This is a genomic window from Nocardia sp. NPDC088792 (assembly GCF_044750615.1).
Taxonomy (GTDB): Bacteria; Actinomycetota; Actinomycetes; order Mycobacteriales; family Mycobacteriaceae; genus Nocardia.
Genome location: NZ_JBIVKC010000002.1, coordinates 1147237 through 1168522, shown reverse-complemented (window position 1 = coordinate 1168522; position 21286 = coordinate 1147237). Strand labels below are relative to the sequence as shown.

General features: G+C 66.6%; 22 protein-coding genes. 11 read left to right on the top strand and 11 right to left on the bottom strand.

Annotated elements, in window-relative coordinates:
• Window positions 1–65: 65 nt before the first annotated feature.
• Window positions 66–1259 carry an AbrB family transcriptional regulator gene (locus tag ACIP5Y_RS14610; protein ID WP_400350377.1) on the top strand — a complete coding sequence of 398 codons (1194 nt, stop codon included), beginning with the start codon at window positions 66–68 and terminating at the stop codon, window positions 1257–1259.
• On the opposite strand, the gene ACIP5Y_RS14605 is transcribed toward ACIP5Y_RS14610, so the two are convergent.
• Window positions 1164–1730 carry a DUF6529 family protein gene (locus ACIP5Y_RS14605; RefSeq protein WP_400350375.1) on the bottom strand — a complete coding sequence of 189 codons (567 nt, stop codon included), beginning with the start codon at window positions 1728–1730 and terminating at the stop codon, window positions 1164–1166. The genes ACIP5Y_RS14610 and ACIP5Y_RS14605 overlap by 96 nt on opposite strands.
• Window positions 1731–2356: 626 nt before the next feature.
• On the opposite strand from ACIP5Y_RS14605, the gene ACIP5Y_RS14600 reads away from it, so the two are divergent.
• Together ACIP5Y_RS14600 and ACIP5Y_RS14595 are read left to right on the top strand one after the other, a co-directional pair.
• The gene (locus ACIP5Y_RS14600) at window positions 2357–2983 is read left to right on the top strand and encodes a transglycosylase SLT domain-containing protein (RefSeq protein WP_400351278.1); all 627 of its coding nucleotides are present in this window, start codon (window positions 2357–2359) and stop codon (window positions 2981–2983) included.
• A gap of 159 nt (window positions 2984–3142) precedes the next feature.
• Window positions 3143–4210 (top strand): hypothetical protein, encoded by a 1068-nt coding sequence (locus ACIP5Y_RS14595; protein WP_400350373.1) that lies wholly within the window; start codon window positions 3143–3145, stop codon window positions 4208–4210.
• Between the two features lie 336 nt (window positions 4211–4546).
• Here the strand turns inward: ACIP5Y_RS14595 and ACIP5Y_RS14590 are convergent, their stop codons facing one another.
• Window positions 4547–4885, bottom strand: coding sequence for a DUF6401 family natural product biosynthesis protein (locus ACIP5Y_RS14590; protein ID WP_400350371.1), 339 nt, complete (start codon window positions 4883–4885; stop codon window positions 4547–4549).
• Between the two features lie 142 nt (window positions 4886–5027).
• On the bottom strand, window positions 5028–6203 hold the full coding sequence (locus tag ACIP5Y_RS14585; protein WP_400350369.1) for an acyl-CoA dehydrogenase family protein: 1176 nt from the start codon (window positions 6201–6203) through the stop codon (window positions 5028–5030).
• A 68-nt stretch (window positions 6204–6271) separates the two neighbouring features.
• Here ACIP5Y_RS14585 and ACIP5Y_RS14580 point away from each other — a divergent pair, with 68 nt between their 5' ends.
• Window positions 6272–7417 (top strand): cystathionine gamma-synthase, encoded by a 1146-nt coding sequence (locus ACIP5Y_RS14580; protein WP_400350367.1) that lies wholly within the window; start codon window positions 6272–6274, stop codon window positions 7415–7417.
• A 201-nt stretch (window positions 7418–7618) separates the two neighbouring features.
• On the opposite strand, the gene greA is transcribed toward ACIP5Y_RS14580, so the two are convergent.
• Both greA and ACIP5Y_RS14570 read right to left on the bottom strand, forming a co-directional pair.
• The gene (greA, locus tag ACIP5Y_RS14575; RefSeq protein WP_396999984.1) at window positions 7619–8110 is read right to left on the bottom strand and encodes a transcription elongation factor GreA; all 492 of its coding nucleotides are present in this window, start codon (window positions 8108–8110) and stop codon (window positions 7619–7621) included.
• Between the two features lie 243 nt (window positions 8111–8353).
• Window positions 8354–8770 (bottom strand): DUF4307 domain-containing protein, encoded by a 417-nt coding sequence (locus ACIP5Y_RS14570; RefSeq protein ID WP_400350365.1) that lies wholly within the window; start codon window positions 8768–8770, stop codon window positions 8354–8356.
• Window positions 8771–8938: 168 nt separating this feature from the next.
• Here ACIP5Y_RS14570 and mca point away from each other — a divergent pair, with 168 nt between their 5' ends.
• The 3 genes from mca to ACIP5Y_RS14555 all read left to right on the top strand — a co-directional run bounded on the left by mca (window position 8939) and on the right by ACIP5Y_RS14555 (window position 11153).
• Window positions 8939–9862 (top strand): mycothiol conjugate amidase Mca, encoded by a 924-nt coding sequence (gene mca, locus ACIP5Y_RS14565; RefSeq protein ID WP_400351277.1) that lies wholly within the window; start codon window positions 8939–8941, stop codon window positions 9860–9862.
• Window positions 9859–10125 carry a hypothetical protein gene (locus ACIP5Y_RS14560; RefSeq protein WP_400350363.1) on the top strand — a complete coding sequence of 89 codons (267 nt, stop codon included), beginning with the start codon at window positions 9859–9861 and terminating at the stop codon, window positions 10123–10125. Before mca ends, ACIP5Y_RS14560 begins: the two co-directional genes overlap by 4 nt.
• Before the next feature lie 128 nt (window positions 10126–10253).
• On the top strand, window positions 10254–11153 hold the full coding sequence (locus ACIP5Y_RS14555) for an alpha/beta hydrolase (protein ID WP_400350361.1): 900 nt from the start codon (window positions 10254–10256) through the stop codon (window positions 11151–11153).
• A gap of 17 nt (window positions 11154–11170) precedes the next feature.
• Here ACIP5Y_RS14555 and ACIP5Y_RS14550 read toward each other — a convergent pair whose 3' ends face one another.
• Window positions 11171–11575: a nuclear transport factor 2 family protein gene (locus ACIP5Y_RS14550; RefSeq protein ID WP_400350360.1), complete on the bottom strand. Its 405-nt coding sequence runs from the start codon at window positions 11573–11575 to the stop codon at window positions 11171–11173.
• 166 nt (window positions 11576–11741) lie between these two features.
• Between ACIP5Y_RS14550 and ACIP5Y_RS14545 the strand changes: the two genes are divergently transcribed.
• From ACIP5Y_RS14545 to ACIP5Y_RS14535, 3 genes are all read left to right on the top strand, one after another.
• Window positions 11742–12440 (top strand): SDR family NAD(P)-dependent oxidoreductase, encoded by a 699-nt coding sequence (locus ACIP5Y_RS14545; RefSeq protein WP_400350358.1) that lies wholly within the window; start codon window positions 11742–11744, stop codon window positions 12438–12440.
• A 39-nt stretch (window positions 12441–12479) separates the two neighbouring features.
• Window positions 12480–13097 (top strand): SDR family oxidoreductase, encoded by a 618-nt coding sequence (locus tag ACIP5Y_RS14540; RefSeq protein WP_400350357.1) that lies wholly within the window; start codon window positions 12480–12482, stop codon window positions 13095–13097.
• Window positions 13098–13243: 146 nt separating this feature from the next.
• Window positions 13244–15289, top strand: coding sequence for a CocE/NonD family hydrolase (locus tag ACIP5Y_RS14535; protein ID WP_400350355.1), 2046 nt, complete (start codon window positions 13244–13246; stop codon window positions 15287–15289).
• Here the strand turns inward: ACIP5Y_RS14535 and ACIP5Y_RS14530 are convergent.
• Window positions 15255–15761, bottom strand: a complete 507-nt coding sequence (locus ACIP5Y_RS14530; protein WP_400350353.1) for a DUF2834 domain-containing protein — start codon at window positions 15759–15761, stop codon at window positions 15255–15257. The genes ACIP5Y_RS14535 and ACIP5Y_RS14530 overlap by 35 nt on opposite strands.
• Before the next feature lie 68 nt (window positions 15762–15829).
• Here ACIP5Y_RS14530 and ACIP5Y_RS14525 point away from each other — a divergent pair, with 68 nt between their 5' ends.
• Window positions 15830–17398, top strand: coding sequence for a phytoene desaturase family protein (locus ACIP5Y_RS14525; RefSeq protein ID WP_400350351.1), 1569 nt, complete (start codon window positions 15830–15832; stop codon window positions 17396–17398).
• A 5-nt stretch (window positions 17399–17403) separates the two neighbouring features.
• On the opposite strand, the gene ACIP5Y_RS14520 is transcribed toward ACIP5Y_RS14525, so the two are convergent.
• From ACIP5Y_RS14520 to ACIP5Y_RS14505, 4 genes are all read right to left on the bottom strand, one after another.
• Window positions 17404–18030, bottom strand: coding sequence for a TetR/AcrR family transcriptional regulator (locus ACIP5Y_RS14520; protein WP_400350350.1), 627 nt, complete (start codon window positions 18028–18030; stop codon window positions 17404–17406).
• Between the two features lie 63 nt (window positions 18031–18093).
• Entirely contained in the window at window positions 18094–18978 is an 885-nt protein-coding gene (locus ACIP5Y_RS14515) for an MBL fold metallo-hydrolase (protein ID WP_400350348.1), read from the bottom strand.
• Window positions 18975–19808 (bottom strand): aldo/keto reductase, encoded by an 834-nt coding sequence (locus ACIP5Y_RS14510; RefSeq protein WP_400350346.1) that lies wholly within the window; start codon window positions 19806–19808, stop codon window positions 18975–18977. Before ACIP5Y_RS14510 ends, ACIP5Y_RS14515 begins: the two co-directional genes overlap by 4 nt.
• Window positions 19808–21277: an aldehyde dehydrogenase family protein gene (locus ACIP5Y_RS14505; RefSeq protein WP_400350344.1), complete on the bottom strand. Its 1470-nt coding sequence runs from the start codon at window positions 21275–21277 to the stop codon at window positions 19808–19810. Before ACIP5Y_RS14505 ends, ACIP5Y_RS14510 begins: the two co-directional genes overlap by 1 nt.
• Window positions 21278–21286 lie beyond the last annotated feature (9 nt).

Below are 21286 nucleotides of genomic sequence, written 5' to 3'. Positions count from 1 at the left end.
CCAGGTTCGGCAGGATAACTGCGTCGTTACTGAATGTTCATGAGCGCCGGGCAAGATCGATAGGCATGAACCCCCGGCAAGCGATCTCATGGATAGCGTTGTCAGCCGCCGTGCTGGGCGGCGCGGCCCTGCTGGGCCGGGTGGGGGTGCCCGCGCCGCAGATGATTCTGGCGATCGTGACAGGTGCGGTGCTCGCGCTAACGGGCACCCTGCCGAAGCCGCTTCCGCGGCAGGTCAATACGGGTGTGCAGGCCATGCTGGGCGTGCTCATGGGCAGCTATCTGCAGGTCTCGCTGCTGACTTCGCTGGGCCTGGATCTACTGCCGGTGCTGGCCATCACGGCCGCCACGGTGGTGGTCAGCATTGTCGTCGCATTGATCTTCGCGCGGGCCGTGAAAATGGATGTCCGGACCGCGACGCTGGGGATGCTGGCGGGTGGCTCGGCCGCCGTGGTGTCGGCCGCCGACGATCTCGGCGCCGATCCGCGGCGAGTGGCCTTCATGCAATACCTACGCGTCGCCCTGGTCGCGCTGAGCGCCCCGGCCATTGCCGCGCTGCTCGATGATCAGGCCGGAATCTCTTACAGCTCGGCCACTCTCGGCGGTTCCGTCACCGATCCGGACCTGCCGTACTGGATGATCATGGGCCGCAGTGACCAGCTCGCCGGCCTGGCGATCGCGATCGCATTGTGCCTCATAGGCGTTCGGCTCGGCGGCTGGTTGCGGATGCCCAATGCCGCGCTGCTGGGCCCGATGCTGGTCACGGCGGTGGTCACCGCACTGGGGCTGAGTCACGGGTACGCGCCCACGCATCTGTTCAAGGATCTGCTGTTCGTGCTCATCGGTTTCGACGTGGGCGCCCGGTTCACCCGCCAGGTGGTGCGGGAGATGGCGCGCATGATCCCGGGTATGGCCGTCGCCATCGTGGCGTTGTCCGTGCTGGTCGCGGGAATGGCCTTGGGGCTGGCCTATTTCGTGAACTTCGCACTGTCGGATCTGTACCTGGCGACGACTCCCGGCGGTATCAACGCGGTGCTGGCGACGGCCGACAAGATGGGTGCGAACCTGCCCCTGATCACCAGCGTGCAGACCGTCCGGCTGCTCGGGATGATGCTGCTGCTGCCGCTGCTCATGCGGGTACTGCGCCGATTCGACGGGCCCGCATCAGGTTCCGAAGCCGATGGTGCGGAACCACCAGGCGGCGGTCAGCGTCCACGCCAGCACGAAGCTCGTGAACACGAGGCCGCCCAGCACGGGTAACAGCCAGCCCGGCGCGTTGCGCAGCCGCAGCGTGAGCATCTTCGCGGCGAAGGCGCCGTAGAAGGTAAGTCCCGCAAGGGAATGCACCCAGGTGCGGGTCGGCACCTGCGGCCCGAACTGGAAGCCGAAGGTGTACAGGCAATAGAAGCCGACCGGCAGGCTGAGCGCGAAAGCCAGTGCGCCGCTGAGCCGGTGGTATCGGTGCACGAAGCGGGGTGCGCGGAAGCGGTAGATCCATACGGCCGTGAGCAATTGGCCGATCACGAGCACCAGGATCACGCTGCTGAGGTAGGCCTTGAACACGGACGGCCCGGAGAATCCCCAGGTCGGCAGGGCGGTGGTGCCCGGTCCGTAGTGCTTGGCCACGACGCCGAGCACGACCGCCACGGCCGCTCCGGCGAGCAGGACGGGTACGGCGAGCAGCTGTCGCCGGGCTCGTAGGGAGGTTTCTGACGACTGGATTTGTGCCACGTAGACGGATACGGGGCCGAGTTACGTTGCCGATTCTTTATTCAGCGTTACGGATGTTACTAATGGGGCTGCATTTAACCCTTGGGATTTGCTAAATGATCACCAGACCAGTGTGAAACGGGTGCGAAACGCCGATTACACGTCGATAAATCGGGCAAATCTCTGTATATCGTCGCGGGCGGGCTAAATTCATCTGTGATCTGAAACACTTCGTGGTTTCAATTGAACGGCCAGGTCAGCGCTTGTATTAATGCAGGTCCCGGAGTTGCCTAACGGACCGGTTCACCGTCTGTTCAACTTTGGTTCAGACGGCGTTAACTTTGCGCAATCAAGCTGTGACCTTGTCGGAAACAGACCACAAGTCTGCAAGGCGCAAGGAGATGTGAATTTCACATGCGGAACGTCATCACCACATAGGTGCGATGAGGCCGCGTGGCCGGGATGGCCGCGTGCGTACCCGCTGACCTCCATGGAGCGTCTGATTCCATTGGCCCGTAACGGGTCTCACAAAAATATCGCATAACAGCATCAGCTCTCAGGTGGGCGCCACCCGGTGCCCGCGTACTCGAATGCTGCCTTCTCACGGCCTGCGAGCCACCGAAACCGAACAGGAATCCGAATTCGCCATGCCCACGAACGCCATGACTGCCCTGCGTGACCCTGCCAGACGTAGCAAGGTGGTTGCCGCCGCCCGTACTGCCGGCACCGCCGCTCTGGCTCTCGGAGTTCTCGGCTCCATCATCACCGCCGCCGGCACCGCCGAGGGTGATGTGCGCCCCGCGGCGCTGAAAGAGACCCTGGCGGCCGCGGCGCCCGTCGCCGCACCCGCGAAGGCGCAACTGCCCCGCGTCCTGGTCCCCGCCCAGGCCCCCGTGCCCGCCCCGATGCCGGCCCCCGCGCCGCCGGTGGCCCCGCCGCCCGCGCCGGTCTACGCCGACAACCTCGACGGCTGGATCCGCCAGGCGCTGGACATCATGTCCCAGCGCGGCATCCCGGGCAGCTATGACGGCATCCTCCGCAACGTGCTGCGTGAGTCCAGTGGCAACCCTCAGGCGATCAACCTGTACGACTCCAATGCGGCCATGGGCATCCCGTCCAAGGGCCTGCTGCAGGTGATCGATCCGACGTTCAACGCGTACCACGTCGACGGCACCTCCACGAATATCTGGGATCCGGTCGCCAATATCGTCGCGGCCTGCAACTACGCGGCCCACCGCTACGGCTCGATGGATAACGTCAACAGCGCGTACTGAGTTTGCTCGACGACGCTGCCGAGCCTGCTGGCAATTTCTGAGCACGCGATTTGGCAACTATTTCGCAAACAGCTGCAAACGGTGATCGACTAGCGGTATAACGCCCTTGGACACAGTTCCGGCAACTCGGCCGGAGCAGATAGCGAAGGGACGGGGTACATGCACACCTCGAGTTTGGCTATCGACTTCCAGCAGGGGCTCTCGGACGCGTGGAGTTCCGTCGCGCAGTTCGTGCCGAAGTTCGTCGGATTCCTGGCGATTCTGGTCATCGGGTGGTTCGTGGCGAAGATCGTCGCCAGGCTGGTGTCCCGCATCCTGAACCGGCTCGGCTTCGACCGCCTGGTGGAACGCGCCGGCATCAAGGAAATGCTGGCCCGCGGCCGCTACGACGCCACCACGCTCATCGCGAAGCTGGCGTACTACACGGTTCTGCTGATCACCCTGCAGCTCGGCTTCGGCATCTTCGGGCCGAACCCGGTGAGCACCATGCTGAACGGCATCGTGGCATGGTTGCCGCGATTGGCGGTGGCCATCGTCATCGTCTGCATTGCCGGGGCCATCGCCAAGGTGGTCATGGACCTGATCGCGAACATGCTCAGCGGCCTGGAATACGGCCGCATGCTCGGCCGGGTCGCCGCCGTATTCATCTGGGGCGTAGGCATTATCGCGGCACTCAACCAGATCGGCGTGGGTACCTCGGTGACGATGCCCATCCTCATCACGGTGCTCGCCACCATCGCCGGCGTCCTCATCATCGGCATCGGCGGCGGCCTCATCCGGCCCATGCAGCAACGCTGGGAAGGCTGGCTCGACACCATCGAAGGCGAGATGCCCGAAGTGAAGGGCCACGCCCAGGCCTACCAGCGCGGCCGCGAAGACGCCGCCCGCCAGCGCGCCATGATGCAACAGCAAATGATGGCCCAGCAGAACATGCCCCCCGGCCAATACCCCATGCCCGGCCAGCAGATGCCCCCCGGCAAATGGGCCGACCAGCCCGTGGCCTCCGCCACCGGCTACGCCCAGCAGCCCTACCTCCGCCAACCCGGCGGCTACTCCACCGGCCAGATGCCCGTCCAACCCCAACCCGGCATGCAATCCCAGCCGGGCATGCAACCCCAACCGCCGGAACGCGACCCCCGTGACCGAGGCGACCGCGACCCCCGTGACCCCCGAGATCGAGGCGACCGCGACCCCCGCGATCGAGGCGACCACCCCGGCATCCCCTGACCCCGCCCGCCGAGTGGCACACCAGGGTCGTAAACCGCGAGTACCCCGACCCTCATGTGCCACTCGACGCCCGCGGCTGGGTGGTGAGAAGTGAAGCGGCCCGCGCACTTTCGTGCGCGGGGCGCTTCCGTATTACGGGCCGCACCGTTGCGCCGGGCCTATGCCTCGAGGTTCGGCTGCGTCCGAATGTCAGCCGGTGTGGGGTGGGTGGGGCTTTCGCGGCCGCAGTGCTCAATGCCGGTGGCGTTGAGCAGGATCGGCGCTCGGTCCGGGGCTCAGGTTCCGCGGCTGATTGCCCGGTGTGTGGCGGCGGAGCAGCGCGTTACGGAGTCGTGCCTATCCGCGGGCGAGGGAGCAGACGGCGGCGAGGCGAAGGTGGGTCCAGTCGGCTTGTTGCCAGTCGGTGGGGGATTGGGGGGTGGGGGTGGTGTCGTGGAGGGTTTCCAGGAGGCCGCGGGCGTAGCCGGCTAGCAGGACGCTGACCGGGACCTGGCTGGAGTTCTCGACGCCGAGGTCGAGGATGTCGCGGATGGCGGCGGCATGCTGGTCGATCGCTGCGGCCAGGCCCGGAAACTCGTTGGCGGCCAACAGGGCCGCGGCTCCGTGCGTGCGCTGCAGACGGTTCAGGGTCTTGCGCGCCGAGACGACGAGCAGTGCGGAGCCGGGCAAAAACACCTGGTCATGCTAGCTCTTGGGGCGTGCGTGAGGGACCCGCTGTGAGATATCGCGCATACCTGCCCGTGGATCGTTCGGATCGGTCACGGACCGGCGGCCGTTGTGCCTGCGCCGCCGGTCCGTTGTAAGGACTTCCGGATGGTCAGCGGAAGGCCTTGGAACCCGTGAGAGCCTCGCCGAGCACGAGCTGATGTACCTCGGCCGTCCCCTCATAGGTGAGGACGGATTCGAGATTGTTCGCGTGCCGCAGCACCGGGTATTCGAGCGTGATGCCGTTGGCGCCGAGGATGGTCCGGCATTCGCGGGCGATCTTTATCGCCTCCCGCGTGCTGTTGAGTTTGCCCGCGCTGATCTGCTCCGGCCGGATCTCGTGCCGGTCCTTGAGCCGGCCGAGCTGCAGCGCCAGCAGTTCGCCCTTGCCGAGTTCGAGCGCCATATCGGCCAGCTTGGCCTGGGTCAGCTGGTAGGCGGCCAGCGGCTTGTCGAACACTTCGCGGGTGCGGGCGTAATCGATTGTGGCGGAAAGACAATCGCGTGCCGCGCCGAGCGCGCCGAAGATGATGCCGAAGCGCGCTTCGCTGAGACATCCGAGCGGCGCCGCCAGTCCGCGCGCCTCGGGCAGCCGGGCGTCCGCGGGCAGCCGCACGCCGTCTAGCGAGAGTTCCGCGGTGATGGACGCGCGCAGCGACAGCTTGTGATGCATCTCCCGCGCACTGAAACCCGGTGTGTCCGTGGAAACCACGAACCCGCGGATGACATCGCGCTCACCTTCGCGCGACTGCGCCCACACCACCGCCACATCGGCGACCGACCCGTTGGTGATCCACATCTTGGACCCGTCCAGGATCCAGTCGTCCCCATCGCGTCGCGCCCGCGTCCGCATCCCGCCCGGGTTGGAGCCGAAATCCGGTTCGGTGAGCCCGAAGCAGCCGAGCAGCCGTCCCGCCGCCATCTCCGGCAGCCAGCGCAGCTTCTGTTCCTCGGACCCGTATTTGTGGATCGCGGTCATGGCGAGCGACCCCTGCACCGAAACCATGCTCCGCACACCGGAATCCACGGCCTCCAGCTCCATACAGGCCAGTCCGTACGCTGTGGCCGAGGTGCCGGCGCATCCGTATCCCTCGAGATGCATGCCGAGCAGCCCCAGTTTCCCCAGCTCCGGCGCGAGTTCCCGGGCCGGGAAGGTCCCCGCCTCGAACCATTCCGCCATATGCGGCCGTAACCGGTCCGCCGCGAATGCGCGGACGGTGGCGCGGATATCCCGCTCCTCATCGTCGAGCAGGGAATCGATGGCGAAGAGCTCCTCTACGGTGACCATGGCCTCACCATATCCCCGGGTGCGGCCCCGGCGGAGGAGCTCGAAGAGCACATCCTTAGGCTGTGCGCATGAGCGATCAGCTTGGTTTCTCCACTCGCGCCGTGCACGCCGGGTTCGATCCGGACCCTCAGACCGGCGCGGTGAATGTGCCGATCTATGCGAGTTCGACGTTCGCCCAGGACGGCGTGGGCGGGATGCGCGGCGGATACGAATACGCGCGCACCGGGAATCCGACCCGCACCGCGCTGGAGGCCAATCTGGCCGCCATCGAATCCGGTACGTACGGCCGCGCTTTCGCCTCGGGCATGGCGGCCACGGACTGTGCGCTGCGCTCGAATCTGCGTCCGGGCGATCATCTGGTGATTCCGAACGATGCGTACGGCGGCACGTTCCGGCTCATCGACAAGGTCTTCACGCAGTGGGGGATCGAGTACTCGGTGGCGCCGGTATCGGATCCGGATGCGGTGGCGGCGGCCATGCGGCCGAACACCAAGCTGGTGTGGATCGAGACCCCGACCAACCCGCTGCTGAACATCGGCGATATCGCCGCGCTCGCCGCGGTCGCGCACAATGGCGGCGCGAAGCTGGTGGTGGACAACACCTTCGCCTCCCCGTACCTGCAGCAGCCGCTGCTGCTCGGCGCCGACATCGTGCTGCACTCGACCACCAAATACCTGGGTGGGCATTCGGATGTGGTCGGCGGCGCGCTCATCACGAACGATCAGGAACTGGACACGAAGTTCGCGTTCCTGCAGAACGGCGCCGGCGCGGTACCGGGCCCGACCGACGCGTTCCTCACCATGCGCGGCATCAAGACCCTCGCACTGCGCATGGATCGGCATTGCGACAATGCCGAGACCCTGGCCGAGTTCCTCTCGAATCACCCGAAGATCGCGCAGGTCATCTACCCCGGCCTGCCCGAACACCCGGGCCACACCGTCGCGCAGAAGCAGATGCGCCGCTTCGGCGGCATGATCTCGGTGCGCGTGCACGGTGGCAAGCAGGCGGCGCTGGACTTCTGCGCCAAGACGAAGATCTTCACCCTGGCCGAATCCCTGGGCGGCGTCGAATCCCTCATCGAGCACCCGGGCGCCATGACCCACGCCTCGACCGCGGGTTCCGCCCTCGAGGTCCCCGACAACCTGGTTCGCCTGTCGGTCGGTATCGAGGACATCAGCGACCTCCTCGCCGACGTGGAGCGGGCCCTGGCCTAGCACCAGCCGATGAAAAACAAAGCGCCGCACCGGAAACGGTGCGGCGCTTTGTTCTTGTTCGGTACGCGACAACTGATTTCGCAAGATCCGGGTAACTCACCGGGTACCACTGAAATCGGTGTCGTTCGCGGCCGCCGGCACGCGTGCCCAACGGGCTACGGCTCTGAGCCGGGCGCTGAAGTCGCGGAGAGGCGGGGGAGCCTAGCTCTGGTACGGCTCGGCGGAGACCAGTGTCACCTTCATGGATTTGCCGTTGGGCAAGGTGTATTCGCGGGTATCGCCGACCTTGGCGTCGAGGAGTGCGCCGCCCAGCGGGGAGTTGGGCGAGTAGGTCTCGATCTTGCCGTTGCCCAGGCCCTCTTCGCGGGTGGCGATGAGGAAGGTTTCGGTATCGGTTTCGTCGCCGTCGTAATAGACCTTGACGACGGAACCCGGCAGTGCGATGCCGGACTTGGTCGGCGCGACGCCCACCTTGGCGTTGTTCAGCAGTTCCTGCAGCGAGCGGATACGCGCTTCCTGCTGGCCCTGCTCGTCACGCGCGGCGTGGTAGCCGCCGTTCTCCTTGAGGTCGCCCTCTTCGCGTCGTTCGTTGATTTCGGCCGCGATGACCGGACGGTTGGCGATGAGCGCGTCGAGTTCGCTCTTGAGCCTCTCGTGCGACTCCGGTGTCAGCCAGGTCACGTTCTCAGTCATCTCGATCACTCCCTAGTAGTTGTCCCCGGCAGGCCGGGATTCCCTCTTGCCCGTCACCGGTCCCACCCGGAAATGGGCACAGCAACAGTGGACGGCTAGAGCGATCCTGGGGAAGCTTCCGACAGGCCGGGCCGTCAATGCAGCAAACACGGCTCCGAACTCCGGAACCGTGTATCGCGCCATTTTAGCACGATTTGCAAAGGTGCTGGTAGAAGCATCAAAGCGGGTTGCGGAACGGACTTTTCACTCGGCGCGCAAGTAGGCGGGAACCTTATCGCTACAGCCGTAGACATTGCCCGCGCCGGCCCGTGCCGTGGTGCGCAGTGTGGTGTTGATGCGGACCGTGCCGCTGGTGGATGCCGGGACCAGCACTTCGCGCCGGCCGACCTCGTCGGTGTCGCCACTCATGGCGCGTACCCAGCAGACTACGGGCTTACCGGGATCCTTGCGGGTCACCTTGAAGTCGACGCTCATGGTGTGGTCGTCGATGATGTCGTAGCCGACGCGGTCGGGTTCGATGTCCTGTGGTCCGAAGTTCTTGTAGCCCACATAGGCGACTCCGAGGCCCGCGAGGATCACGACCAGGCCCAGCGCGTACGGCAGCCAGCGGCGGTTGCGTCGCGGCGCGATACCGTACCGGTCGGCCGGTCTTTCGCTCATGGCGGACGCTCCCGGGGGGTAGGTCGGAACAAACATCGAACGGATGGAACTATAGGGAATGCAGATCTGACGCCATCCCCTGGCTGTCACTTCAAACAAGCGCGGCAAACGGCATGAGGTGAACACTGTGATCGGTGAGGTGACTGAGAAGTGAGTGGTCTTCGCCTCATGGCGGTACACGCCCACCCGGACGACGAATCCAGCAAGGGTGCGGCGACCGCCGCGCGCTATGCCGCGGAAGGCAACGACGTCCTGGTCGTCACCCTGACCGGTGGCGAACGCGGCGACATCCTGAATCCCGCCATGGACACCCCGGGCATCAAGGACCGCATCTCCGAGGTGCGCCGCGAGGAGATGGCCGCGGCCGCCGAGGCGCTCGGCGTGCAGCAGACCTGGCTCGGCTACGTGGATTCCGGCCTGCCCGAAGGCGATCCGCTGCCGCCGCTGCCGGAAGGCTCCTTCGCGCTGGTCCCGCTCGAGGAGGCCACCGAGCGGCTGGTGCGCGTGGTGCGCGAATTCCGGCCACACGTCATGACCACCTATGACGAGCAGGGCGGCTACCCGCACCCGGATCACATCATGTGCCACAAGGTTTCGGTGGCCGCCTTCGAAGCGGCCGGTGACCCGGACAAGTTCCCCGACGCGGGTGCACCGTGGACGCCGCTGAAGCTGTACTACAACCACGGTTTCAGCCTCACCCGGCTCGAGGTCTTCGCCGACGAGTACGAGCGCATCGGCGAACCGTTCCCCATGCAGGACTGGATGGACCGCATGCGCCGCTACGCCACCGAGCGTGGCGACATCATGGGCCGCGTCACCACCCAGGTCGAATGCGCCAAGTACTTCCCGCAGCGGGACGACGCGCTGCGCGCGCACGCCACCCAGATCGACCCCAACGGGGCCTTCTTCGCCATTCCGACGGAGATGCAGCAGCGACTGTGGCCCACCGAGGAATTCGAACTGGTCAAGACCCGGGTCCGGACCGCCATCCCGGAAACGGACCTGTTCGCGGGCATCGACGACGCCGATACCCCGGACTTTGCCGTCATTCCGGGCTATGCAAGTGCCGACACCGAGGACGCCGACCGATGATCATCAGTCTCTTAGCCGACAGCAATTCGCCCACCGGACCCGAATTCGGTAAGGCCTCACCCCTGGGCCTGGTCATCATCCTGGTCCTGCTGGCCGGCACCGTGCTGCTCATCCGCAATATGAACAAGCACATCAAGGGCCTGCCCGCCACCTTCTCCCCGGAGAATCCGGAACCGGACCAGGAGGCGGACGAGGGGACCGAACACGGCATCACCAAGCGCGAGGAAGATGCCCCGAAGGCCGAGAACTCCGGCTCCGCTTAGCTGCGCTGCTCGTGCGACCCCCGGATCCGAAAGGTCCGGGGGTCGTTCGCATTCCGGGGAACATTCCCAGGCATGTATCGGTTGGTGCGGACAGGCCGGCGAACGCCCCGGCGCGAGGGAGGAACGAAATGCCGAGTCCGGAAATGCGCGAGGTGATCGAGGGGCTGCTGCGCCGGAGCGCCGCCCGCCCTGCCACACCCGTGCCGCTGGCGGTGATGCGCGCGAACTTCCTGCCCGCCGACAAGGAGTACGAGATCCCGGAAGACGTTCGGGTGAGCGAGGTTTCGGCCGGGGGAGTACCGGCCTACTGGGTCGATGCGCCCGACGTGAAGTCCGACCGGGTCCTCGTGTACGTCCACGGCGGCGGGTTCTCGCTGGGTTCCCTGCACAGTCACGGCGAGCTCGTCGCCCGTCTGGGCCGCGCCGCCGGGGTGCGGGTGCTGTTCCCGGAATACCGTCTCGTACCGGAACATCCGTTCCCGGCCCCGCTCGACGATGTGCGCGCGGTCTGGCGCTGGCTGCGTGAGGATCAGGGCGTGCCCGCGAATTCGATTGTGCTGGCGGGTGATTCGGCGGGCGGCAATCTGATCACCGCGCTGACGGTCGCGCTGCGCGACGCGGGCGAGGAGCTCCCCGCCGCCACCGTGCTGCTGTCCCCGGCGCTCGATATGACCGTCTCCGGCGCTTCCGTCACCGAACGCGAAGACGAGGACCCCATTTTCACGGCTGCCGCATTGCGCGCTGCCTGGGGCGCCTACATGGCGGGCGGCGACCCCCGGAATCCGCTCGCCTCGCCCCTGTTCGCCGACCTGACCGGCCTGCCGCCCGTGCTGATCCAGGTCGGTACCGCCGAGACGCTGCTCAGCGACTCGGAGCGCTTCGCCGAGGCGGCCCGTGCGGCGGGCGTGGACGTGACCCTCCGCGTCGGTGAGGGTCTCCCGCACGTCTACCCCATCATGCGCGACACCCCCGAGGCCGCTGAATCCACCAGGGACATAGCCGAATTCGTGCAGCGCCGGCTGAACTGACCCGGCCGGGACGTGATTCAGAGGATGTCCCGGCCGCCCACCGTCGCATCGGGCACGCTCTCCCTGAGGTCCCAATGCTCGGCGATCAACCCGTGCTCGATGCGGAACACATCGATCACGGCGATCCCGCGATCATCGGGTCCGGTGGTGAAGAGGCTGTGCGCGAAGACCAGATCGCCCTGGGCGGCCATCCGCCGGATCAGGAAGCGGGCCAGCGGGAAACGTTGCCGCAGGCCGTCGATGAGCTGGATCAGCGGCTCGCGGCCGTCGGGCAGGCACGGATTGTGCTGGATCAGATCGGCGGCCACATAGCGATCGGCGAGATCGGTGCGGCCCTGATTCCACACCTGGTCCAGGAAGTCGGTCACCAGTTCCGACAGGGCGGGTGCGGCCGCTGCTGAGCATTCGGTTGTGCCGGTCATGCGCGCACTGTGCCCGGTCGCGCTGGCACCGGACTGTCAGCCGATGCCAGCCCGATCATCGAGAATCGGTACACGCTGCTGTCCGGTTCCGTCGTTGCTCCCGGCCGCGGCGCCTGTGACGCTGTAATCGAGTACGGACGCACGATTTTCCGGGAAGGAAGCACCTGTGACTGCTACGGGCGGAGACAGTGCGGTGGCCTTGGTCACCGGCGGCAATCGCGGCATCGGCCGGGAGGTCTGCGCGCAACTGGTTCGGCTCGGCCACACCGTGCTGCTGACCGCACGCTCGGCCGACGCCGCACGCGAGGCCGCGGACGCGGTGGCGGCGACGCCGCTGCCCTTGGATGTCACCGGTAACGAAAGCATCGCCGCGGCAGCGAAATTCGTCGAAGAGCGGTACGGCCGCCTCGATGTACTGGTCAACAATGCCGCGATCACCTACGACACCTGGCAGCGGGCGTCCACGGCGGACCTCGATGTCGTGCGGACGGCGGCGGAGACGAACCTGTACGGCCCGTGGCGAATGGTGCAGCGTTTTCTGCCGCTGCTGCGGCACAGCGACCATCCGCGAATCGTGAACGTCTCCAGCGAGATCGCCTCGCTGGCCTCCATGGGCGCCGGCACACCCGCCTACACCAGCACGAAGGTGGCGCTGAATGCCCTGACCCGCATGCTCGCCGCCGAACTGCGCGCGGACCGGATACTCGTCAATGCCGTCTGCCCGGGCTGGGTCGCCACCGATATGGGCGGTCCCGGCGGCCGCCCGGTCGCGGAGGGCGCCGCGAGCGTCGTCTGGGCGGCCACCCTGCCCGACTCCGGCCCGTCCGGCGGCTTCTTCCGGGATGGCCGCCCCATTCCCTGGTAGCTCGAATCCGAAATCAACTGTGCGGAAGGGTTTTTCACCATGTCTTATCTCGTGATCGGCGGCACCGGCCGGACCGGTCGTCAGGTCGTGGACCAGCTGCGTGCACAGGGGCACGCGGTCGTCATCGGCACGCGCCGCCCACGCGGTGACGATGCTGTCGCGGTCGATCTGGCCCAGCCGCTGCCCGTCGGCGTGCTTGATGACATTGCGGGCGTGGTGGTTTCGGTCGAACCACCGGTCGACGCGGCCGGGGCGGATGCGGTGATGAACCGGGGCATCGCCCGGCTGGCGGGCCTCGCGGGCGCGCGGCAGATCCAGTTGGTGCTGCTCTCGCAGATCTACATCACCCGCGCGGAACAGCATCCCGAGCTGGCCGGGATCATTCGTGCCCGCGCCGCCGGGGAACAGGCCGTGCGGGACAGTGGCGCGCCGTACACCATCGTGCGGCCCGCCTGGCTCACCGATGCGCCTGCGACCGGCCACCGGCTCGAGCAGGGTGACCGCGGCGACGGCAAGGTCAGCCGTGAAACCGTGGCGCGGGCGGCCGTCGCCGCACTGCTGCACCCGGCGGCTCGCGGTAAGACCTTCGAGCTCTACGACGATGCGAATGCGCAGGATTGGGCAACCGGTTTCGCTGAGCTGCTCCTGGATCGGTAAGCCGTCCCGGTCATTTCACCGGCGACGCCCGCTGTCGTGAACGAACCGGTGCTCGTGTGCCCGAGCACAGTTGTGCACTCAAAGTGATCTGGGCTACTGTCTGGGCCAGCATGGGTACGCGAGTGTTTTCAACCGGGGAGTAGGCAATGTCGCTGCGCAGGATCGGCCGGGCGCTACGGCGCTCAACGGTGCTGGGAGTCACCGTCGCCATGGGATTGCTACCGGTGATTCCGGTGGCCTCGGCGGAATCACCGATCGATGGCGGCGACGTGGGCCGGTCCTGGACTGCCACCGAAGACGCCGCTCCGCAGTACCCGGGCGTGCACATCGACTGGGACGTGCCCATCACCATGAGTGACGGCACCGTGCTGAAGGCCAATGTGTACCGGCCCATGGACGCGGCCGGTCATATCGTGGACACCCCGACACCGACCATCGTCAATATGACGCCGTACACGAAACTCGTGTCCAACATCGCGGATTCGGCGCTGTCGCTACCGGTGCTGCCGGATGTGCTGAGCGACTTCCTGCGCGGCTTCGACCTTTCCGGCGTCGGGATGAGCGGGCTCAGCGACCTGCTGAAGGCCCTGCCGGGCGGCGCGGCCCGCCTCTTCACCGCCGACCGCAAGCTCATCCAGAGCGGTTACACGCAGATCGTGGTGGACGTGCGCGGCACCGGCTTCTCCGAGGGCGTCTGGCAGGTCTTCCAGGAGCGTGAACAGCAGGACACCGTGGAGGTGATCGACTGGGCGAGTAAACAGTCCTGGTCGAACGGCAAGATCGGCATGAGCGGCATCTCGTATTCGGCCATCAACCAATTGCAGGCCGCCGAGCATCACCCCGACGCACTGAAGGCCATCTTCCCCGTGGAACCCGGCAGCGATCTGCTGCGTGATGTGCTCGCCACCGGTGGCGCACTGGGATTCGGCTTCATTCCGCCGTGGCTGCTCGCGGTGAACATCACCAAAATGGCGCCCGATCTCGTCTCGATCTTCGGCGGCAATTTCGATTGGAAATGGCTCGCGGATCGGTTGCAGAGTCCATTGACGTTCTTCGATTACGTCATCGAGGCGCTCACCATCAACAGCATCCCGGAGATCCCGGACAACCTGAAAACCCTGCTGGAGACCGACAGTCCACTGCGCACCGCGTGGCTCGGGCATCCGGATCGGATTCGGGTGCCCACCTTCATCACCGGCGGCTGGCACGACATCTTCACCTACTCCGAACCGCGCGTCTACGACGCGATCCCCTTGCCGCCCGGGCAGAAACAGCTCGTCATGGGCGACACCTACCACGGTGACCCGGGCAGCGGCTTCGGTTCGCCCGGCGCCCCGCCGCGACTCGATGTGCTGCAGCGCGCCTGGTTCGACAAGTGGCTCAAGGGCATCGACAACGGCATCGACGGCTACGGCCCGGTGACCCTGTGGCAGCAGGGCGGTGGCTGGACCAGCACCGGCCGATTCCCGCGCGCCGAGGTCGATTACCGCCGCATGTACCTCTCGTCCGTGCCCAGCGGCACCACCGCGTTCAGCGTTCACGACGGCAGCCTCACCGCCACGCCCAGCGACAATGCGCAGCTGACGGTCGCACCCGGCGTGATGAGCCTGTGCTCCCGGGACACCGCCCAGATCACCGCGGGCGTGACCGCGCTGTTCGACTTCTGCGCCAAGGACGCCCGGCCGATGGAGCTCAACGGCCTGACCTTCACCAGCGCCCCGGTCGGCGCGCCGACCACCATCTCCGGGCCGGTGAACCTGCACCTGAACACCGTCCTCGATGCCACCGACGGTTACTGGACCGCCACTCTCAACGATGTCGGGCCGGACGGGACGTCCACCGTCCTCACCTCCGGCCAGCTGACCGCCTCACTGCGGAAAGTGGACGAGGACAAGGCGACTCGCTCGGCCAGCGGCGACTACACCGACCCGTACCCGTACCTGACGCTCACCGACCGCGAACCGCTCGTGCCGGGGCAGCCCACCCAGCTGGATCTGGGCCTCATGGCCACCGACGCGGTCCTGCAGCCGGGACATCGGCTCCGCGTCGACGTCTTCGCGAGCAACTTCCCGCGCGGATTGCCGCTGCGGCCGCTGCTCAACGAAAGTGGTCTGCGGCCACAGCACATTCAGCTCGACCCCGGCGCACCCAGCTGGATCAATGTGCCGGTGGGAGGACAACCGGGCTGGTGACACTGGCGTTCATCCGGCGATGCCGTTCGGCGATGATCAGGTAGAGGACGAATCCGAATGCGGCGCTGGTGAACAGGCTGCTGACGAAGAAGAGCCACGGCTTGGGCAGCCCCTTGCGGTAACCGCCGGTGATCGACATGACCGGCAGGATCAGCACATTGAGGATGGTGTAGTCCTGGGCGGCGGAATCGGCCGCCCAGTTCGGGAACATCAGGTAGATGTACTGCGCCCAGCTGGCGCCTTCCCCCCACAGCGGATTGAGCCCGTCGTGGTGGTACTCGAGTACGAACCGCACGTTGAAATACCAGCCCAGGATCACCGACGCGAGGCCGATCACCCAGTAGGCGAGTTCCAGTGCGCCGATGCGTTTCCCGTCGGGATAAGCGCCGAGCAAACCGCGGTTCTCGGCGAGAATCCAGAGGGTCACCGCGAGGCCGAGTACGGCGTGGACGATGAGGCTGATGAGGTACATGGCCGGTCCTGTACGGAGAAGGTGCGCATTCGCCTGACATCCCGAGTGTGACGTGCGACTCTTCGCTCATGGCCGAGTATGACGCGATAATAATCGGGGCCGGGCACAATGGGCTTGCGGCCGCAATGGTGTTGCAGCGCGCCGGTTTACGGACGCTATGCCTGGAAGCGAACCATTATTCGGGCGGAATGGCGTCCACCGTCGAGCTCATCGACGGCTATCGATTCGAAATCGCCGGCTCCGAACAATTCCCCACCTCGCGGCAACTCGGCGACGAACTGGAATTGGACGCGGTCCCCGCCATCCCCCTCGAGGTCATGTCGGTCTCGATGCTCGGCAAGGGCGATCCGCCGTTCATCTACTACACCGACCCGATGAAACTGATGGACCACGTCACCACGGTCCACGGCATGGACGTCCTCACCGGCATGGCCGGACTGATGACCTGGGCACAAGCCCCCGCCCGCGCCCTCGGCCGCTTCGAGGTGCGCCGGCCGGCCCGCACCTACGACGAGATGTTCGCCTGCGCCACCACCGAATTCGAGCGCGCCGCCATCTCCGACATGCTCTTCGGCTCCCTGTCCGACGTGCTCGACCGCTACGTCCCCGACAACGAGAAAACCGGCGCCCTCCGCGGAATGATGTCCTTCCTCGCCCTCAACACCACCTACCGCGGCCCCGAAACCCCGGGCAGCGCCATGGCTCTCGCCTTCGGACTGGCCATGCCCGAGGGCGACGGCACCCTGATGCGGAAGATCCGCGGCGGCATCGGAGCACTCACCACCCACCTCCGCGAGCGGTTCGAAGCCGCCGGCGGCGAAGTGCGGCTACGAACAAAGGTCACGCACATCGACACCGAGGACGGTCGCGTCACCGGCGTGACCACCGAGCACGGCGACACCCTCACCGCGCCGATCGTGGTGTCCTGCATCGCACCGGATCTCACCGTCGGTGAACTACTGGACCAGGCCACCGTCCCCGGCGACCTCCGATCCCGCTTCGCCCGCACCGACCACCGCGGCAGCTACCTGCAGATGCATTTCGCCCTCGACGGCCTCCCCGAATTCGCCGAACCCTACGGCGTACTGAACGACCCCGTCATGCAATCGGCGATAGGCCTCTTCAGCACCCCCGAACAACTCCAACGCCAATGGGAGGACTCCCGCCGCGGCATCGTCCCCGCGGAACCCGCGGTAGTCCTGCAACTCACCTCGGTCAACGACCCCGACGTGGCCCCACCCGGCAAACACGCCGCCTCCGCCTTCGCCCTCTGGTTCCCCATCGAAGGCGACCCCGCCGACTACGGCCGCCTGAAATCCGAAATGGCCCAACGGGTAATCGACCGCATCTCCACCATCGCCCCCGACTTCCGCCGCGTTGTCTCCCGCCACATCACCTTCACCCCCCGTCACATGCACAGCATGTTCGGCGCCCCCGGCGGCGACTACTGCCACGGCCTCGTCCACCCCGAGTACATGGGCCCGAACCGCCCCGGCCCCACCGGTTTCCGCGACCACCCCCTCCCACTCACCGGCCTCTACCTGGGCAGCGCCGGCTGCCACGGCGGCCCGGCAGTCTCCTTCATCCCCGGCTACAACGCCGCCCACCAAGCCCTCGACGACACGACCGCACCCTGAAGTCGCTAGCCGCTCACACTGTCTCGCCGCTTGCCCAGCCCGTCGACGGCGGCCCGGACGAGTCCCTCGACGCTCGATTCGAGAAGTTCGGTGTGGCCGGATATCAAGCGGTAGACGAGAGGACCGAAGAAGAGGTCGATCATGTCGTCCACATCGACGGATTCGTCTGCTTCGCCACGGAGGACGGCGCGACGCCAGATGGCGGAGAAGGTATTCCGGCGCTCGTCGAGGAAGTATTTGTTGAAATAGGCGGAGGCGACGGGATCCTGCACGCAGGAGGCGAGCAACTGGGCGAATACCGTGCCGAGGTCGCTGCGGTAGAAGCGGACGATGCTCTTCAGATAGATCGTCAGGTCCTGGGTGAAGTCGCCGGTGTCGGGAATGGGCAGCGCGTCGATCATCATGAGGCCGAACGAATTCGCGATGACGGCGGTGCGTGAAGGCCAGTGGTTGTAGAGCGTCACCTTGCTCATGCCCGCGCGGGCGGCGATGGCATCGATCGTGGCGGCGCCGTAACCGCCCTCGGTGAGGAGTTCCTGGGTAGCGACGATCGCCTGCTGGTGCAGGCGCGCACTGCGGGGGCTGTCCGGTGGCCGGTGCTCGGCGGCAGCCGCTGAAACCTTCCGTGCCATCGGTGGCCTCCCATTCGATACCTGTCGGTTCATCCGCGGCCCCGACGATAGCGAACCGAGTGTTCAGTTCAGCGGCTGCCAGGCCGGACCGGTGTCGTCGTGTCGGACCCGGCCGAACACCACATCGGCGAAATGGACGCCGAATCCGATCGTATTCGGCTGCGCCAGTTCGGCGCCGAGGCCGCGGCGGTGCTCGGCCGACCCGGCGGGGTCGTAATCGACGGCCGCGGACCATTCGGGATGGCCGACCTGGACCGGTGAGTGCATGGCGTCGCCGAAGGCGATCAGCCGTCGCTCGGCGCCGGTGACGACGTACTCGGTATGGCCCACGGTGTGGCCGGCGCTGATGCGGGCCCGGACGCCGGGAAAGATCTCCTGGCCATCGGTCACCGTGCGGACGCGTGGCGCGAGTGCGGCCACGATACCGGCCCCGATGCCCGCGGCCGGTAGCAGGTCCTGTCGTGCCCATTCCGGTTCGGCCACAAGGTATTCGGCCCGGTCGAACGCCGGGCGATCCCGGCCGGGAACCGGATGCCAGGCCCAGCCCACATGATCGGGATGCAGGTGGGTGAAGGCCACCGCCTCGATCTGCTCCGGCCCGCGGCCCAGCTCTGCCAGGCTGTCCAGCAGCGCGCCGCCATAGATCCGGCCGCGCGGAGTGCCCGGATCCGGCGGCAGCGAATCGGGTCCGAACCCGGCATCGATCAGCAGCGCGCGGTCACCGCACTCCACCAGCAGGCCGCCGATACCCGCCACCAGATAGCCGGCGGAATCCAGGTATTCCGGCCGGGCCGCCCAGAACTCGTCGGTGCTGTCGGGAAGCCAGCCGCGCGGCGGCAACTGCAGCGCCCCGTCCGGCACGAAAGACACTCGGATGCCGCCCAATCCGACCGAACGGAGACCCGACGGCCGCCGCCACCGCTCGGCCGCGCCGACCACGGAGTTCACGAGGCCGACAGCCGTTCGAACTGCTCCTCGGACAGGACCAGATCTGCTGCCGTGATGTTATCCCGGAGATGGGGGAGCGAGGTCGTGCCGGGGATGGGCAGGATGGCCGGGGATCTGTGCAGCAGCCACGCCAGCGCTATCCGGGTCGGGGTGGCGCCGAGTTCGGCGGCGACGGTGGCGACGGGGCTACCGGCGGTCGTGTCGACCATGGCCACGGGGTAGAACGGAATGAAGGTGATCCCGTGCGCCGCAGCATAATCCAGCACCGCTTCATGGTCGCGGACAGCGAGACTGTACTGGTTCTGCACGCTGGTGATGGGCGCGATCCCGGCGGCCTCGCGCAACTGCTCGACCGTGGCCTCGGACAGGCCGATATGGCGGACCTTGCCCTCGTCCAGGAGCCGGCGCAGCGCACCGATCTGATCCGCCAGCGGCACCTGCGGATCGATCCGGTGCAACTGCAGCAGATCGATATGATCGAGTCGCAGCCGGCGCAGGCTCAATTCGGCCTGCTGACGCAGGTAAGCGGGATGCCCCACCGGTGTCCACTCCGCCGGAGACGGGCGGGTCACGCCGACCTTGGTGGCGATCACCAGACCCTCGCGATACGGGTGCAGCGCCTCGGCGATCAACTGCTCGCTGTCGCCCAGGGCGTAGGCATCGGACGTGTCGATGAAATTCACGCCGAGTTCGACCGCGCCGCGCAGCACCGCGATGGCCGCGTCCCGGTCCGCCGGACCGTGCCAGACCGTCGGGTCCGCCAGGCGCATGGTTCCGTAGCCGATCCGATTCACGCGCAGATCGCCACCCAGGGTAATTGTCGAAGTCATCACGAATCCTTTTCCGCCGCAGTGTGAATGGTGATGGACTTGAGCTGGGAGTACGCGTTCAAGGTCTCGCGGCAATACTCCCGGCCCAGGCCGCTGTCCTTGAACCCGCCGAACGGGGTTCCGCCGTGCAGATTCGCGTAATGGTTGATCCACACCGAACCGGCTTCCAGCCGATCGGCGGTCTCCAGCGCAGAGTTGAGATTCGAGGTGTAGATGCCGGAGGCGAGCCCGTATCTCGTACCGTTGGCCTCGGCGATCATCGTCTCGTAGTCGTTCCACCTGATGACGGTGAGCACCGGCCCGAAAATCTCCTCCTGCGCGATCCGCATCGTGGCGGTCGCCTCGAAAATCGTTGGCTCGATGAAATATCCGGTGGGACAGCCGTCCACCGCCAGTCGTTTGCCGCCGTGCAGCAATCGGGCGCCCTCCGCGCGGCCGGTCTCGATATAGGCGAGCACGCGCTCGCCCTGTCGCGCCGAGATCATGCAGCTGACATCGGTGTCCTCGTCGAGAGGTGCGCCGACGACCAGTCCCGCGAAATGCTCGACCAGCCTGCGGACGAATTCGTCGTAGATGTCTTCGTGCACAAACAATCTGGTGCCCGCCAGACACGATTGACCGTTGCACACCACCACCGCCGCCGTCGCGTCCGCGACCACCGCGTCGAGGTCGTCGATATCGGGAAAGACGATGTTCGGGCTCTTGCCACCCAATTCCAGCGTCGCCGGAATCAGCCGCTGCGCCGCGGCCTCGGCAATGAGGCGACCGACTTCGGTGCTACCGGTGAACGCCAGCTTCCGCACGCCCGGATGGCCACTGATCGCGGTCCCCACTTCGGTACCGGTACCGGGCACCACATTCACCACACCCGGCGGTAGTACGGCCGACAGATGCTTGCAGATCTCCAGCGTGGCCAGCGAGGCATTCACATCCGGCTTCAGCACGACGGTGTTTCCGGCAGCGAGCGCCGGCGCCAGCTTGAACGCCAGCATCACGACCGGATCGTTCCACGGAATGATCTGACCGCACACGCCGAGCGGCACCCGCTTGGCAATGCTGTACCCACCGGGGATCGGACGCCCGAAGTCCTCGTGCGCCAGCACGATCGACGCGAAGTACCGGAATTGCTCGACCGCCATCCGATAGTCCTCGCGCATCTCCCGGATATGGCGGCCCACATCGCGGCTGTCTATCCGCGCCAGGCGTTCCGCGTCGGCTTCGATGAGGTCCGCGAGCCGGTGCAGCGCCCGGGATCTCTCCTCGGGCAGCGTCCGCCCCCATGATTCGAATGCCGCTGCGGCCGCCGACACCGCCCGATCGACATCGGCGGCATCGCAACTGGCCACGTCGGCGAGATGCTCGCCGGTAGCCGGGTCCGACGCAGCCGCACGATTCCGGGCATCGGTATCGAACTTGCCATCGATAAACGCCCCGTAGAAGGGGTCGAGCTCCAGGTCGATCACACTCATCGCACGCCC

What these genes read in the sequence shown, in the direction of transcription:
- ACIP5Y_RS14610 (WP_400350377.1), top strand. Translation starts at nt 66, where the DNA reads ATGAACCCCCGGCAAGCGATCTCATGGATAGCGTTGTCAGCCGCCGTG.
- ACIP5Y_RS14600 (WP_400351278.1), top strand. Translation starts at nt 2,357, where the DNA reads ATGCCCACGAACGCCATGACTGCCCTGCGTGACCCTGCCAGACGTAGC.
- ACIP5Y_RS14595 (WP_400350373.1), top strand. Translation starts at nt 3,143, where the DNA reads ATGCACACCTCGAGTTTGGCTATCGACTTCCAGCAGGGGCTCTCGGAC.
- ACIP5Y_RS14585 (WP_400350369.1), bottom strand. Translation starts at nt 6,203, where the DNA reads ATGGTCACCGTAGAGGAGCTCTTCGCCATCGATTCCCTGCTCGACGAT.
- ACIP5Y_RS14580 (WP_400350367.1), top strand. Translation starts at nt 6,272, where the DNA reads ATGAGCGATCAGCTTGGTTTCTCCACTCGCGCCGTGCACGCCGGGTTC.
- greA (WP_396999984.1), bottom strand. Translation starts at nt 8,110, where the DNA reads ATGACTGAGAACGTGACCTGGCTGACACCGGAGTCGCACGAGAGGCTC.
- ACIP5Y_RS14570 (WP_400350365.1), bottom strand. Translation starts at nt 8,770, where the DNA reads ATGAGCGAAAGACCGGCCGACCGGTACGGTATCGCGCCGCGACGCAAC.
- mca (WP_400351277.1), top strand. Translation starts at nt 8,939, where the DNA reads ATGGCGGTACACGCCCACCCGGACGACGAATCCAGCAAGGGTGCGGCG.
- ACIP5Y_RS14560 (WP_400350363.1), top strand. Translation starts at nt 9,859, where the DNA reads ATGATCATCAGTCTCTTAGCCGACAGCAATTCGCCCACCGGACCCGAA.
- ACIP5Y_RS14555 (WP_400350361.1), top strand. Translation starts at nt 10,254, where the DNA reads ATGCCGAGTCCGGAAATGCGCGAGGTGATCGAGGGGCTGCTGCGCCGG.
- ACIP5Y_RS14550 (WP_400350360.1), bottom strand. Translation starts at nt 11,575, where the DNA reads ATGACCGGCACAACCGAATGCTCAGCAGCGGCCGCACCCGCCCTGTCG.
- ACIP5Y_RS14540 (WP_400350357.1), top strand. Translation starts at nt 12,480, where the DNA reads ATGTCTTATCTCGTGATCGGCGGCACCGGCCGGACCGGTCGTCAGGTC.
- ACIP5Y_RS14535 (WP_400350355.1), top strand. Translation starts at nt 13,244, where the DNA reads ATGTCGCTGCGCAGGATCGGCCGGGCGCTACGGCGCTCAACGGTGCTG.
- ACIP5Y_RS14530 (WP_400350353.1), bottom strand. Translation starts at nt 15,761, where the DNA reads ATGTACCTCATCAGCCTCATCGTCCACGCCGTACTCGGCCTCGCGGTG.
- ACIP5Y_RS14525 (WP_400350351.1), top strand. Translation starts at nt 15,830, where the DNA reads ATGGCCGAGTATGACGCGATAATAATCGGGGCCGGGCACAATGGGCTT.
- ACIP5Y_RS14520 (WP_400350350.1), bottom strand. Translation starts at nt 18,030, where the DNA reads ATGGCACGGAAGGTTTCAGCGGCTGCCGCCGAGCACCGGCCACCGGAC.
- ACIP5Y_RS14510 (WP_400350346.1), bottom strand. Translation starts at nt 19,808, where the DNA reads ATGACTTCGACAATTACCCTGGGTGGCGATCTGCGCGTGAATCGGATC.
- ACIP5Y_RS14505 (WP_400350344.1), bottom strand. Translation starts at nt 21,277, where the DNA reads ATGAGTGTGATCGACCTGGAGCTCGACCCCTTCTACGGGGCGTTTATC.